Annotated in this window: 8 protein-coding genes; 6 read left to right on the forward strand and 2 right to left on the reverse strand. The window is 69.3% G+C overall.

Translation table 11 applies throughout. The features are described 5' to 3' along the window. The first annotated feature begins 45 nt into the window (after positions 1–45). Positions 46–831 (forward strand): hypothetical protein, encoded by a 786-nt coding sequence (locus C3B71_RS08940; RefSeq protein WP_108967512.1) that lies wholly within the window; start codon positions 46–48, stop codon positions 829–831. A 73-nt stretch (positions 832–904) separates the two neighbouring features. Here the strand turns inward: C3B71_RS08940 and C3B71_RS08945 are convergent, their stop codons facing one another. Beyond that, positions 905–3,310 (reverse strand): glycoside hydrolase family 3 N-terminal domain-containing protein, encoded by a 2,406-nt coding sequence (locus C3B71_RS08945; protein WP_108967515.1) that lies wholly within the window; start codon positions 3,308–3,310, stop codon positions 905–907. A gap of 369 nt (positions 3,311–3,679) precedes the next feature. Between C3B71_RS08945 and trpB (C3B71_RS08950) the strand changes: the two genes are divergently transcribed. Then, positions 3,680–5,005, forward strand: coding sequence for a tryptophan synthase subunit beta (trpB, locus tag C3B71_RS08950; RefSeq protein ID WP_108967517.1), 1,326 nt, complete (start codon positions 3,680–3,682; stop codon positions 5,003–5,005). Between the two features lie 42 nt (positions 5,006–5,047). Here the strand turns inward: trpB (C3B71_RS08950) and C3B71_RS08955 are convergent, their stop codons facing one another. Further along, complete coding sequence (locus C3B71_RS08955; protein WP_199912484.1) at positions 5,048–8,212, reverse strand: glycoside hydrolase family 3 protein; 3,165 nt, start codon at positions 8,210–8,212, stop codon at positions 5,048–5,050. Positions 8,213–8,514: 302 nt separating this feature from the next. Between C3B71_RS08955 and C3B71_RS08960 the strand changes: the two genes are divergently transcribed. The 4 genes from C3B71_RS08960 to trpB (C3B71_RS08975) all read left to right on the forward strand — a co-directional run bounded on the left by C3B71_RS08960 (position 8,515) and on the right by trpB (C3B71_RS08975) (position 14,265). Beyond that, positions 8,515–10,170 (forward strand): anthranilate synthase component 1, encoded by a 1,656-nt coding sequence (locus C3B71_RS08960; RefSeq protein ID WP_108967519.1) that lies wholly within the window; start codon positions 8,515–8,517, stop codon positions 10,168–10,170. A gap of 1 nt (position 10,171) precedes the next feature. Then, positions 10,172–10,831 (forward strand): anthranilate synthase component II, encoded by a 660-nt coding sequence (locus tag C3B71_RS08965; protein WP_108967521.1) that lies wholly within the window; start codon positions 10,172–10,174, stop codon positions 10,829–10,831. A 75-nt stretch (positions 10,832–10,906) separates the two neighbouring features. Further along, positions 10,907–11,989, forward strand: a complete 1,083-nt coding sequence (gene trpD / locus C3B71_RS08970) for an anthranilate phosphoribosyltransferase (protein ID WP_108967524.1) — start codon at positions 10,907–10,909, stop codon at positions 11,987–11,989. Further along, on the forward strand, positions 11,986–14,265 hold the full coding sequence (gene trpB / locus C3B71_RS08975) for a tryptophan synthase subunit beta (RefSeq protein ID WP_108967526.1): 2,280 nt from the start codon (positions 11,986–11,988) through the stop codon (positions 14,263–14,265). Before trpD ends, trpB (C3B71_RS08975) begins: the two co-directional genes overlap by 4 nt. Position 14,266 lies beyond the last annotated feature (1 nt).

Raw genomic sequence — 14,266 nt, forward strand, 5'->3', positions numbered from 1 at the left:
CAGTCCAAGGCCACCTCGCGATCATCGAGCGTCCCAGGAGGATCCATGAGCACCACACGCATACTCATCATGATCGCCGTCTACGCACTCAGCATCATCATGGTGCTGCTGACATTACCCCTCCTGCGCGGTGGAGCCCGCCCGGACAAGGCACGCATCACCGAGCCCGTGCCCGGGGCGGGGACAACCACCTATGAGTACCCCGTCCAGCGCCCCGACGCGAGGGCCCAAATCGGCCTGGTCATCCTGTTCGGCTGCGGTGTGGCGCTCCTCGTCTTCGTCACATTGCCCCTGACTGATGATTTGAAGGCTGTAGCGATCATCGCCGCGCTCGCGCTGGTCTGTATCGGCTACTGCTGCTATACCCTGGCCGCCTATCGCAACTGCAGCCTCATCGACGCTCCCACGCTGATCGCCGGCACCGACTGGCGCGGCCGCGCTGTGCAGATCCCCCATCAGGAGATCGCCTCGTTCTCGACCACCGGGCAGCGCTCGTCGGTCGTGCGCGACCAGCGCGGGCGGAAGATACAACTCAACATGAACTGGTTCTCCACCCCCAACCTGGCTCTCTATCTGCTGCGCGCCACCGCCGAGGGCCGCTTCCCGGGCAAGCGTCCGGGTGACCCGCGGGAGCTCAACCGGGGGCTGAACCGGGTGCAGTCCGCGCTCAACTTCCAGTGCGCCAAGCCCCTGCGGGAGGTGCTGCTCCAGGGGCCGGCCGCCAATCCGACGGCCTTCCACCGCGACCCCGCCGCACCGGAGGGCACCGGCTGGACCGGTCCGGAGTATGAGGCGTGGGCAAATATGGTGAACACCATTTTCTGGAGCTAGCCGAGCCTTCGCGCGGGCGTGGACAGAGTTGTCTGCCCGCGCCCGCGCGCCCTCACCCCCTTAGGTCACTTGCTCAGTCCTCAATCACCGAGCCGTCCAGGTGCAGGCCGAAACCGTAGTCATAGGCGTTGCCCGCGGAGTCGGTGTAGGGGGTCAAGTCCTTCGGGACGTCCTCCTGGTTGGCCTCCACGGTGTCCATATCCGCGGGGAACTGGATGGGCAGGCGGCCGTTGGACTCGTGCAGGCCCAGCGCGATCCTGATCAGGGCCTCGTCGGCGACTCCGAAACCCACGACGATGGCGTCGGCGCGAGCCTCGAACTCTGCGGGAACCACCGGGTTCGTGGCCTTGAGCGCCACGACGACGGGGATGTCCCGGTCCGAGGCGGCCACCGCGTCAGCGGCCCGGTTGAAGGCGTCCAGGTCGGCGGCGTTGGAGATCGCCGAGGTGGCTCCGTAGTAGGAGCGGTTCTCCCGGCCGCCGTCGTCGAGGATGTCCCCGGAGATGGAGGTGCGTCGGACGTTTTCCCCATCGGCGGTATAGGTGCCGTACTGGAGGGAGAGTGGGTACCAGCTGTCCTCCTCCTCGTTCCAGCCGGCCTTGGAGAAGCTGGTGCCGTTGATCGGCGAGCGCATGCCCACGAGCACCAGGTCCACATCGGTCAGGTCGGGCGCCGTATAGCCGGTGACGTGTCCGTCGGCGTCGTATTCGACCTCGTCTGTGACGACCTTGCCGAAATACTGCTCGGCGACCTCCACGTCGAGGGAGGGTCCCTCGGTGTACTCGGCCTCGCTGAAGGCACTGTTGAATCCAGTGTCGTAAGTCTGCGGGATGTAGACCGTCTTGTCGGAGAAGTCCGCCTCCGGATCCAGGGTGATGGCGCCGTCGTTCTTGAGGGTCACGACGGAGTTGAGCTGAGCTTCCTGGCCGGCCGTCACCTTGTCCTGCGATCCCACCTGTGCCTGGGACGCGGCCAGATCCAGGAACGGGTCATCGAAGGCGCCGATGTTGAAGGACATGGTCAGGATGCGCGCCGCCGACTGCTGCCAGCGGGTCTGGGCGTCGATGTCCAACTCCCCGGCCTCGTACGCCTCCTGCCATAGGTCGTAGGCCGCCAGTACGGGGGCGGCGTCGTTGTTGCCGCCGAACATGTCGGTACCGTTCTTGATGATCTGGAAGTGACGCTCTTCGACGCTCAGGTCCTCCGCACCCCAGCCGGTGGCGATAACCGGATCGTCGGGGTCGGTGGTGGCGCGGGTGACTCCCCAGTCGGTGACGACGACGCCCTCGTAGGCGTTGTCATCACGCAGCTCGGAGAGCTTACCGTCGTCATAGGAGGAGCCCATCCGCTGGGTGTACTCGGGCTCGCCTTCGGCGTTCAGGGTGATCGAGTAGGAAGTCATCACGGCCGAAGATTCCAGCGCCTGCTGGAACACCGACCGGTGCTCGGCGGAGTTGCCCCCAACCATGACCTCGTACTTGCCGGCATTGGTGTGGGACTCGCGCCCGCCCTCGCCTGCGCCGTCACCGGGCCAGTGCTTGATCATGGTCGCCACCGAGTCCGTGCCCCAGTCGCCCTCGCCGCCGTCCTGCGTGTACGTGCCCTGGAAGCCGGCCACGTAGTTGGCGGCCATTGCCCCGGCCATCTCGGCGTCCTCACCAAAGGTTCCGGACACGCGCAGCCACCGGGGCTCCGTGGCCAGGTCGATCTGTGGGGACAGGGCCGTACCGATACCGAGGCTCCGATACTCCTGTGAGGCCATCTGCCCGAACTGGAGCACCGTGTCGGGATCGAAGGTGGCGGCCAGCCCCAATGATCCGGGCCAGCTGGAGATCTCACCAACCCCCGTGAAGGCGCCGTCACCGGAGGCGTCCGAACGCGGATCGGAGGAGAAGTTGACCGGGATGTAGGGGGTGTCGGCGGAGGCGAGAGTCTCCACGTAGGCCTGCATCTGGTTGACCCACTGCACGTTGGCGGTCACGTCCGAACCGCCCGCGTTCAGCACTGCCCGCAGGTAGGACTCGGACAGGTACTGCTGTTGTTCGGCGGTCAACCCGTCCTCGGGCGCGCGTTCATGAGCGGAGAAGAGCATCAGCCCGGCCATCTGCTCCTTGGACAGGCCGGTGGCGTAGTCGGCGGCCCGCTCGCTCCCCGTCCGCCGCCAATCCTCGGCGGGGTCGAGCTCGCCGTTGCCGTTGAAGTCCTTGAAGGCATAGGTGTACTCGCCCTCAACCTGCTCAATGATGGTCATGCCGCCGTCGGCCGAGTAGCTCAGTACCTGGCCCCCGTTGGGGTTGACGACTCTGGTGAACCTGGTTTGACCATCGTCCAGTTCCTGAGTGATGTAGGTGTTGCCGTTGTTCTCCAGGTTCGAGGATGCGGTCGCGTCGGCGGTGGAACCGCCGGAGGTGCATCCTGTCAATGCCAGAGCCGCAGCCACGGCAACGGCGGCTAGGCTCCTTCCACATGTGATCCTCATTGATCTCTCCTTGCAGGGTTCTTCAGGGCTCAGCGGCCCGCCCCGGTGGGAGGTGGGGCCGCGCGTTCGGGCGAGTCTGCCGGAGACGTACCGACGACGAACTCCTCACCGCGGTTGTGAAGTCTCGGGACGCAGCGGCACCGTCGCCGGGGATGCCCGAACTCCCTCATCGTATGAGTCACAGCCCATTCCTGCGGCGGACTACAGCAGGAACTGTCGGTCGCGGCGCATAAACTGCATCCAATCCACCACCCGGGCCGTTGTCCCGTCATGTGAGACGCCCGGGATTCCTTTTGCCCACCGCCCGCGGCGCCCTTACCCTCACGCACGCGACCGCCGTCGAGCGCTGGAGACAGCAAGGAGGCACCCATGCGCACCCCCGCAGACCAAGAAACCGCCCTTCCCGGGGCGGCCCCCACCGCCAACCGTGTGCCGACCGGGCCGCTCGGACCCGACGCGCCCGGCTACACTCCGCCCGCACCCGGCACCGACACTCCGCGCCACACGCTTCTACCCGCCTACTTCGGTCGCTTCGGCGGCCAGGAGGTCCCCGCCGAGTTGCTGCCCGCGCTCGACGAACTCGAGGCCGCCTACACCGAGGCCGTCGCGGACCCAGCCTTCGAGGCCGAGCTTGCGGACCTGCGGGCAACCTACCTGGGGCGCGAGACACCCGTCTTCGAGTGCCGTCACCTGCCGCTGACCGGCGGCGCCCGCATCCTACTGAAGCGGGAGGACCTGGCTCACGGCGGGGCCCACAAGGGCAACAACGCGCTCGGTCAGGCGCTGCTGGCCAGGCGCATGGGCAAGCGACGGCTGATCGCGGAGACCGGCGCCGGTCAGCACGGCACCGCCACCGCCATGGTGGCCGCGCTGATGGGCATGGAGTGCACCATCTACATGGGTGCGCACGACGTGGAGCGGCAGCGCCCCAACGTGGAGCGCATGGAGCTGATGGGGGCCACCGTGGTGCCGGTGACCGCCGGACAAGCGGGCCTGAAGGATGCGATCGACGCCGCCCTCGCCGAATGGTGCACCCGCTTGGAGGACACCTTCTACCTGATGGGCTCGGCCACCGGGCCACATCCCTTCCCCTCGATCGTGCGTCACTTCCAGGAAGTGATCTCCAGGGAGTCCCGCCGCCAGGTGCTTCAGCGCTACGGCGCCCTGCCCGACGCCGTCATCGCGGCCGTGGGCGGCGGCTCCAACGCGATCGGCGCCTTCGCCGCCTACCTGGATGACCCATCGGTGCGGCTGATCGGCGTGGAGCCGGCCGGACGGGGACTGGGCACCGGCGAGCACGGCGCCCCCATCAACGCCGGCCGCACCGGCGTGCTGCACGGCATGCGCTCCTTCGTCATGCTCGACGACGACGGCAGCGTCCTGCCCTCACACTCGGTCTCCGCCGGACTCGACTACCCCTCGGTGGGACCGGAGCACGCCCACCTGGCCGACACCGGGCGGGCCGAGTACGTGGCCATCACCGACGCCGAGGCACTGGAGGCCTTCCGTCTGCTGAGCCGCCACGAGGGCATTATTCCGGCCATGGAGTCGGCGCACGCTGTCGCCCAGGCACTCGAACTGGCCCGCGAATATGCCGAGACCGACCACCCCGACGCCACCGAACCGCTGCTGCTGGTGAACCTGTCCGGCCGCGGCGACAAGGACATGGACGAGGTGCGCGAGCACCTGTCCTGACGGACGAGGTACCCGCGCACCTGCCAGATCAGCGTCGCCGTTTCAGTCGGCGCTCGCCCGGGCCTTGGCCCGCCTCGAACGCCACCGCAACACGACGGCGGTCATCGCGCCCACGCACAGCAGGCCCGTCACCACATCGATGATGATCGCCATGGTGGTGAGCCGGTCCAGGCCGCCATCATCGGTCTCCACGCTGTAGTTGCCGGAGTTGGCCACCGTGTACAGCACGTTCTTCGAGGCCTGCCGCAGCGCCGTCACCATGGTCGGCGAGTCCTGGTTCTCGATCTCCGAGCGGGCCTGGGAGCCCATGCCCAGCATGATGTCGTTACCGTTGAGCACCGAGTCCATGGTGATCTGGTAGCCGTAGGACCCGTACCAGTCGGTCAGCACCATGCCCTCGAAGCCCCACTCGTCCCGCAGGACGCCGTTGAGCAGGTCGGCGTTGGCGCCGGCGTAGCGATTGCCGATGAAGTTGAAGGAGGACATCACCGCATACGGCCCCTCCGCCCGGTTCTTCACCACGATCTCGAAGGGCCTGAGGTAGATCTCCCGCATCGTCTGCTCCGTGGCGAAGGTCTGCAAGAAGGTGCAGCGGTTGATCTCCTGGTCGTTCATCGCGAAGTGCTTGATGTAGCCGTATACGCCCTTGGCCGCCGCCGCATTGGTGGTTGCCGAGGCGATCTTGCCGGCGAGCACGCCGTCCTCCGAGTAGTACTCGAAGTTGCGTCCGCCGAAGGCGGTGCGGTGGGTGTTCATGGCGGGGCCGTACCAGCCGTAGATGTGCGCATCGGCGAACTCCTGGGCGATGCCGGCGCCGACTTCACCTGCCAGCTCGGTGTTCCAGGTCTGGGCGATGAGCACCTCGGCCGGGTAGGGGGTGCCCATCACGCCGATGACCCAGTCGTTCAGGCCGGCGGGCCCGTCAGAGTCGAGCGCGGCCCGCTTGTCGATGGAGCCGATGCCAACGGTCTGGAAGCCGCCGACGGCGACCAGCTCGGACATCTCCTCGACGGTGAGCTGGTCCAGCAGCCGGTCCCACTGCTCATCGTCGTAGGCGAGTCCGGTCATGTCGCGCAGACTCAGGTCGCCGTCCGCACCGGTCGTGGGCATGACCGCATCAGGGTCCTCGTGATCGGCCGGGTTGTAGTTGGCCACCGAGTAGGAGTCGATGAAGGCCTTCTCCTCCTCGGTCATGGTCAGGTCCTCCGCGGTCGGCGCGGCGGTGGCCTCGTCGTAGTTGGCGAATCCGCCGGCGCGGGAGAGGTAAGTGACATTACCGGCCGAGTAGTCCTCGAAGCGGTTCGTGGCGACCTCGGAGTCGGAGGCGCGTCCCTCGGCGGAGTAGTCCACGTCGGCGTCCACCGTGAAGGTCTCGGAGTCCAGCACGGTGTGGGAGTCGGAGCGGGCGGAGATGGTGTACTCGCCGGCCTCCAGCACGTAGCCGCCGTCGGCGGTCTTCAGGGCGGAGGAGTCGTAGGAGGCGAGCTCCTCCTTGGGGATCGCGAAGTCGATCGCCTGGGTGGCACCGGGATCGAGCAGCTCGGTCTTGGCGAAGTCGACCAGGTTCACGGAGGCCTTCTCGATGCCGCCGTCGGTGTACGGCGGCGTGGAGTACAGCTCGACCGCGTCCTTGCCGGCCACGTCACCGGTGTTCGTGACGGTGACCGTCACCTGCACCTCGTCCCCGTCAGCATTGAAGGCGGTGATCTCGTGGGTGAAGTCGGTGTAGGACAGCCCGTAGCCGAAGGGGTAGCGCACGGCGGCGTCGTAGTCGAAGCCCTCCACGGCGTCGTCGTAGGCGGTCTCGTAGTAGCGGTAGCCGACGTAGATGCCCTCGTTGTAACTCACGCGGCCGAGTACGCCCTGGAAGCCGGGGTCCGCCGCCGTGTACTGCTCCACCAGGTCATCCACATTCGTGTAGGTGAAGTTGCCGTAGTTGTTGTAGGCGGGCGTAGTGGTCAGGTCGTTGACGAACATGTCCACGGTGTGCCCAGAGGGGTTGACCTCGCCGGACAGGATGCGTCCCAGCGCCCCCATGGCGTTCTGGCCTGTTCCGGGGGCGAGCAGCACGGACTTGATGGAGGGGTAGTCGTCCAGCCAGTCCAGCTCCATCGTGTTGTTGGAGTTGATCAGCACGATCACCTGGGAGAAGTTGTCGTTGACGATCTGCAGCATGTCCTTCTCGGTACGTGACAGCTGCAGGTAGTGCTCACCCGCCTCGAAGTCGTCGTAGTCGCCGTTGTTGGTGTACTCGGCGTTGAAGTAGCCGTAACGTTCATTACCTCCGGCAACAGTCTCGGCCATCTTGGCGTAGTCGCCGTCGATCACGGCCTTCATGTCGGTGGGCAGGTCCTGCCCCTCACCGCCGGAGCGGGCCAGCACCACCACGGCGGTGTCGGAGAAGTCCTTGGCCTCACCCAGCACCTCGTCGGTGTAGACGTCGGCGGTCGGCTCCGGCAGGGTCCAGTCGGTGAAGCCGATCGTGCCCGTGGTGCCCTGGGACTCGCGGGTGTCCCGGTAGCTGGTGTACAGCTGCGTTAGGGTGTCGTTGGTGGCGTATCCGGCGTCGTGCAGGGAGTCCAGGACGCCGGTGGCGTTGGACATGTCGGCAGCGCCGGAGCCGGTGCCGCCGTAGATCGGGATGGTGGAGGCCCACCCGAAGACGTTGAGGTTGGTGGTCTCGGCCGGAAGTGGCAACAGTCCGTCGTCGTTCTCGGCCAGCACGAATCCCTCGTCGCCGACGCGGCCGATGATCTCCTCCGAGGCGGCGCGCGAGGCGTCCGAGACACTGCCCTGCACATTGACGAGGATGGACACGGTCGAGTACAGCGGACCGAAGACCACCAGGTTGCCGATTACGACGACGGCCACAACCGTGGTCAGGCCGGCGCCCCAGCGCCACAGGTGCCGGTCCCCCTTCTTGGCCAGCCAGTGCGCGCCGATCGCCACCGCGATCGCAACCAGGATGATGACGAGGAGCGTGTAGATGTAGCCGGAGCATTCATGGACATATGTCTCAACGTCCGCCGATGAGACTCCCATGCCGCCGAGAATCGGCGTCAGTATGTTGATGATGAGCTGGAGCACAATGGTCTCCTTGGACAGGTTGGGTTCGGGTCGTTCGGGTCGTGCCCCGAGGGGCTTGCGGCTCGGCGGGAGCGCGTCGGTCGTCGGCGCGGCGGCGAGCGGGCCATCGTTGGCACCCAAGACTTTATGGCTCCGATCACATTCCCGGGCCCGATGCCGCACAATTTGTCGGCCCGGGCGCATGTTCTGCCTGTTCTCCGTCCGCCCGGCCCGTCTCACCACGTGTCACCGATTTGGCCCGTCCCGCACGCCGGTCTAACCTGCCGCCATGACCGCGTTCCGCACCAGCCAGTGGTGGTGGCTCCCCAATGGGCGAGCCACTCACGCCGCATAGCCGGCGCCGGATCACAAGAGCTCGTCACCTGGCGGGCTCTTCGCATACGGGGCGAATCCCACCGGTGGCACGAACAGGAAGGCAACCGATGACGCTTCCCCCACCCTCCGTATTGACGCGGTCGGTGCGCTACCAGCACGACGGCGGCACCCTGCTGGAGCACCTGGCCCGCACCGGCCTGATCGCCACCACGGCGGACACCGGCGAGCCGCGGCCGCTGGACACCGTCCTGCTGGAGTCGGTGGACATCGCCACCAAGGCCTCCCGCACGACGATCGCCGTCCTGGAGTCCTCGACCCGCCTGACCTGCCGCGGCAACGCCGTCGTCGCCGAGGTCCTCCCCCAGGCGCCCGCCGACGGCGCCGCCGCCCTGGACCGGCTGCGCACCGCCCTGGCCGCCCACGTCACCGACGACGCCGCGGACAGCCTCACCCTCACCTTCCCGCCCGTCGCGAACGATTTGGAGGAGCGCGAGCGCCTAAAGGCGACTTCCACCATCGAGCCGTTGCGCGTGCTGGCTGCGGCCGACGTGGATCACCCGCACCTGCCGCTGGAGGCGGGAGTCTTCGCCTTCGACTACCTGGCGACCTTCGAGACGCTGCCCGAGGTCGCCATGGGCGCCAACACCTGCCCCGACTACCTGTTCTACGACGCCCGCATCATCCTGGTGATCGACCACCCCACCCGTGTGGCGACCCTGGTGGGCGCCTCGGTGGATGCCGCGAGTCTCGCCGCACGCCTGGACGCACTGGCCGCCGCCGCGGACGCCTTCGCCGCCGGGGACGCGGCCACTCCGCCCCCCGCCCCGCAGGACGCCGCTGAGGAGGCCGCCCACCCGGTCCTGCATGCCGCCCCCACCCAGTCCGACGCCGACTACGCCGCCGTGGTGGAGTCCATGAAGGAGTCGATCGCCGCCGGGGACGTGTACCAGGTGGTGCCCGCCCGCGGCTTCACCCTGCCCTGCCCGGACGCGCTGGCCACCTACCATGCGCTGCGCGAGTCCAACCCGAGCCCGTACATGTTCTACGTGGGCGCTCCCGACTTCGAGCTGCTCGGCGCCTCCCCCGAGTCCGCCCTACTGCATTCGGCCAAGACCGGACAGGTCGCCATTCGCCCGATCGCCGGCACCCGCCCGCGCGGACTGGTCCCAGACGGGGGGATCAGCCACGAGCTGGACACGCGCCTGGAACTTGAGCTGCGCACCGACGCCAAGGAGGTCGCCGAGCACGTGATGCTCGTGGACCTGGCCCGCAACGACGTCGCCCGGGTGTCCGTGCCCGGAACGCGCCGGGTCGGGGACCTGATGCGTGTGGACCGCTACAGCCGGGTCATGCACCTGGTCTCGGAGGTATCCGGGCAACTGGCCCCGGACCTGGATGCGCTGGACGCCTTCCGCGCCTCCATGACCATGGGCACCCTTACCGGCGCCCCCAAGCTGCGGGCGGCCGAGCTGATCCGCGACGCCGAGGGGGTGCGGCGCGGCAGTTACGGCGGCTCGGTCGGCTACTTCCGGGGCGACGGCGAACTGGATACCTGCATCGTCATCCGCTCCGCCTTCGTGCGCGGGGGCACGGCGCTGGTGCAGGCCGGGGCCGGCGTGGTCGCCGACTCGGTGCCGGCCGCCGAGGCCGCCGAGACCGTCCACAAGGCCAGCGCGGTGCTGGCGGCCGTCGCCGCCGCCCAGGGAGCCCAGCTCGTCATCGACTCCGGCAATGGCGCCGCCCGGCCGGAAGGGAGGCGCTGAAATGCGCGTAGTCCTGCTCGACAACCGCGACTCCTTCGTCTACAACCTGGTGGACCAGTTCGCCTCCCTGGGAGCGGATATCGCCGTCTACCGCAATACGGCCCCCGCCGCCACGGTGTTGAACGCGCTTGAACCCGCCGCCGGTGGCGACGCACACGCCGAAACGGCCCGCAGCGAGCGCCCGGTGTTGTGCCTGTCCCCCGGCCCCGGTCACCCGCGCGCCTCCGGCAACCTGATGGAACTGATCGCCGCCGCCCTGGACCGCGGCATCCCCACGCTCGGCATCTGCCTGGGCTTCCAGGCGATCGTCGAGTCCTGCGGCGGCTCCATCGACCGGGTCGGGCCCGTGCACGGCCGCAGCGTGCGCGTGGAGCTGACCGAGGCCGGGCGCGCCGACCCGGCCTTCCGGCCCCTCCCCGACGGCCGCCTGGACGTGGCCCGCTACCACTCCCTGGGCACGCGCGCCCTGCCCGCGGCGCTCACGCCACTGGCGGTGACCGGGGCGGAGGATCCCGCCGGCCCCGGCATTGTGATGGCGGCCCGCCACCGCTCCCGCCCCGTCGTCGGGCTGCAGTTCCACCCCGAGTCCGTGCTGACCCCACAGGGCCCCACCATCCTGCACGCGCTTACCGCCGGCCTGGCCGCCGCCGCGATCACCTGACCGGCGCCGTCCCCGCCCCCACGCAATTCCTCAGAACCGAATCATCAACCCCATTGTTTGTTTTAGGAGCACACCATGACCCCCGCACCCGCTGAGAACAACGCCATGCATACCCCCGCGGTGGCCGACGCCGAGGACGCGCACCGCCTGCTGCGCGGCGTCATCCAGGGCCGGCGCCTGACCCAGGATGAGACCGGCATCGTCTTCGCCGCGCTCGGCGCCGGAGACCTGTCCGAGGCCGAGACCGCCGCCCTACTGGCCGCCCTGCACGCCCGCGGCGAAACCGCCGATGAGGTGGCCGGCGCCGCGAGCGCCTTCCGCGACGCCGCCCGTCCCTTCCCCGAGGTCACCTTCCCGCTGGTGGACGTCGTCGGCACCGGCGGCGACGGCGTGGGCACCATCAACATCTCCACCGGCGCGGGCATCGTGGCCGCCTCCATGGGCGTATCCGTCGCCAAGCACGGCAATCGGGCCGTGTCCTCCAAGACCGGCGCCGCCGACGTCGTCGCCGCCCTGGGCCTGCCCCTGGACGTGGCTCCGGAGCGGGCCGTTGAGATCCTGGCCCGTGACCACTTCACCTTCCTGTTCGCCCAGGCCTACCACCCGGCCATGCGGCACGTGGCCCCGATCCGCAAGGCCTTGGCCACCCCGACGATCTTCAACGTGCTGGGCCCCCTGCTCAACCCCGCCCACCTGACCTACCAGCTGATGGGGGTGGCCGACCCGGACATCCTGGACATGATCGCCGAGACCATGGTCAAGCTGGGCCGCAAGCGCGCCCTGATCGTGCACGGCGCGGGCACCGATGAGATCGCCGTGCACGGCACCACCCAGGTGCGGGAGGCCACCCCGCGCGGGGTCAAGGCCTATGAGGTCACCCCCGAGGAGCTGGGTGTGTCCACCTACGACCTTGCCGACGTGCTGGGCGGCGAGCCGGAGGAGAACGCCGCCCTGCTGCGGGAGGTCTTCGCCGGCCGGGGCGAACCCGCCCACCGCGACGCGATCGCCGTGAACGCCGGCGCCCTGCTGTACCTGGCCGGTCCGGCAGACAACCTGGCCGACGGCACCCGCATGGCCCTGGACCAGCTGGCCAGCGGCCGGGTCGCCGAGCACCTGGACTCCATGACCAAGGCCGCCGCGGAGGGTGAGGCCCGATGAGCGGCGCCCCCAACGCCGGCGGTGCCCGGCCTCAGCGCCGTCCGGTGGACGAGCGGCTGATCGCCACCGGCACCGTCCTGGATGCGATCGTGGCCGCACGGCGCGAGCGCCTGCCCGAACTGCGCGCCCGCTTCGGGCACCTGCGCGCCGAGCAGCTGGAGCCCTCCCGGCGCTCCTTCGCCGACGCCCTGCGCACCCGCAGCGGCGATCACGCGAGCCCGCGGCCCGCCCTGATCATGGAGTGCAAGTCCGCCTCCCCCTCACGCGGCACGATTCGCTCCAGCTACGACCCGGCCGCGCTGGCGCGCGCCTACGCGCCGTGGGCGGCGGCGGTGTCCGTGCTGACCGAGCCGGACCGCTTCAACGGCTCCTTCGAGGACCTGGCCGCCGTGCGCGGCGCGGTGGACGTGCCGGTGCTGTGCAAGGACTTCATCGTGGACCCCGTGCAGGTGCTGGCCGCCCGCAGCCTGGGGGCGGACGCGATCCTGCTGATGCTCTCGGTGGTGCCGGACGACGTCTACGCCGAGCTGGCGGAGCTGGCGCACTCGCTGGGCATGGAGGTGCTCACGGAGGTGTCCACGCCTGCGGAAATGCACCGGGCCGCCGCCCTGGGGGCGCAGGTGATCGGCATCAACAACCGCGACCTGCGCACCCTGGCCACCGACATCTCCCGCACGGAGCAGATGGCACCGCTGGCGCCGTCGGGCGTGGTGCTGGTGGGCGAGTCCGGGGTGCAGACGGCCGACGACGTGCGGCGCCTGGCCGGGCAGGTGGATGCCCTGCTGATCGGCTCGGCCCTGTCGGCGGCGCCCGACCCGGGCGTGGTGGCCGAGGTGCTGGCCACCGCCGTGCCGGCGCCCGAACGCGGTCAGGCACGCGACGCCGCCCAAGCCGCTGAACGGGTGGCCGGGGCGGACGCCGCCCGGGCGCAGCGGGAGCACGCCGACCACACGCACCCGCGTTTGTGCGCCTACTTCGGCCCCTACGGCGGCCAGTACGTGCCGGAGCTGCTGATCCCCGCCCTGGACCAGTTGGAGGATGCCTACATCGATGCCCAGGCGGACCCGTCCTTCGCCGCCGAGCTGGACGAGCTCATGCGCCGCTACCTGGGGCGCCCGACCCCGGTGACGGAGCTGCACAACCTGCCCCGCGAGGGCAACGCCCGCATCTTCCTCAAGCGGGAGGACCTGGTGCACGGCGGCGCCCACAAGGGCAACCAGGTGCTGGGGCAGGCACTGCTGGCCAGGCGCATGGGCAAGACCCGCATCATCGCCGAGACGGGCGCCGGCCAGCACGGCACCGCCACCGCGATGGTGTGCGCGCTGCTGGGCCTGGACTGCACCATCTACATGGGCGCCACCGATGTGGTGCGGCAGGCCGCCAATGTGGAGCGCATGGAGCTGATGGGGGCGCGGGTGGTGCCCGTAGCCAGCGGCGCCGGCACCCTGAAGGACGCCGTCAACGAGGCCCTGCGCGACTGGACCGCCTCCTTCGCCACCACCCACTACCTGCTGGGCACGGCCGCAGGCGCGCACCCCTTCCCCACGATCGTGCACGAGTACCACCGCTGCATCTCCCTTGAGGCGCGTGCCCAGATCCTGGCCCTGACCGGGCGCCTGCCCGATCAGGTGATCGCCTGCGTGGGCGGCGGCTCGAACGCGATCGGCATGTTCTCCGAGTTCATCGACGACGTCGGCGTCGGCCTGATCGGCGTGGAGCCGGCCGGCGAGGGGCTGGACACGCCCCGCAACGGCGCCCCGATCAACAACGGCACCACCGGTATCCTGCACGGGGCACGCAGCTATCTGATGCGCACCCCGGAGGGGCAGGTGGAGGAGTCCTTCTCCGTGTCGGCGGGGCTGGACTACCCCGGCGTCGGGCCCGAGCACGCCTGGCTGGCCGATTCCGGGCGGGCCCGGTACGTTGCGATCACCGACGACGAGGCGGTGGAGGCCTTCCGGCTGCTGAGCCGCTGGGAGGGCATCATCCCGGCCCTGGAATCCGCCCACGCACTCGCCCAGGCCCTCAAGATCGCCCGCGAGACGCCCGCCGACGCCTCCACACCGCACCTGCTGGTGTGCCTGTCCGGGCGCGGGGACAAGGACCTGGAGCAGGTGCGCATGCGCCTGGGCGGCAGCTTCTCCGAGGATTCCGCCGTCGCCCGGGCCGCCGCCATGGTGGAGCAGATGGGCAAGCGCACCGAGTACCTGTCGCTGGCACGTGCCGGGGCGAACGCAGAGTCGGCAGCGCCGACTCACCAGCCTGAGGAGGCCTGAG

Origin of the sequence: Actinomyces sp. Z16 (assembly GCF_003111765.1) — a bacterium.
GTDB lineage: Bacteria > Actinomycetota > Actinomycetes > Actinomycetales > Actinomycetaceae > Actinomyces > Actinomyces glycerinitolerans.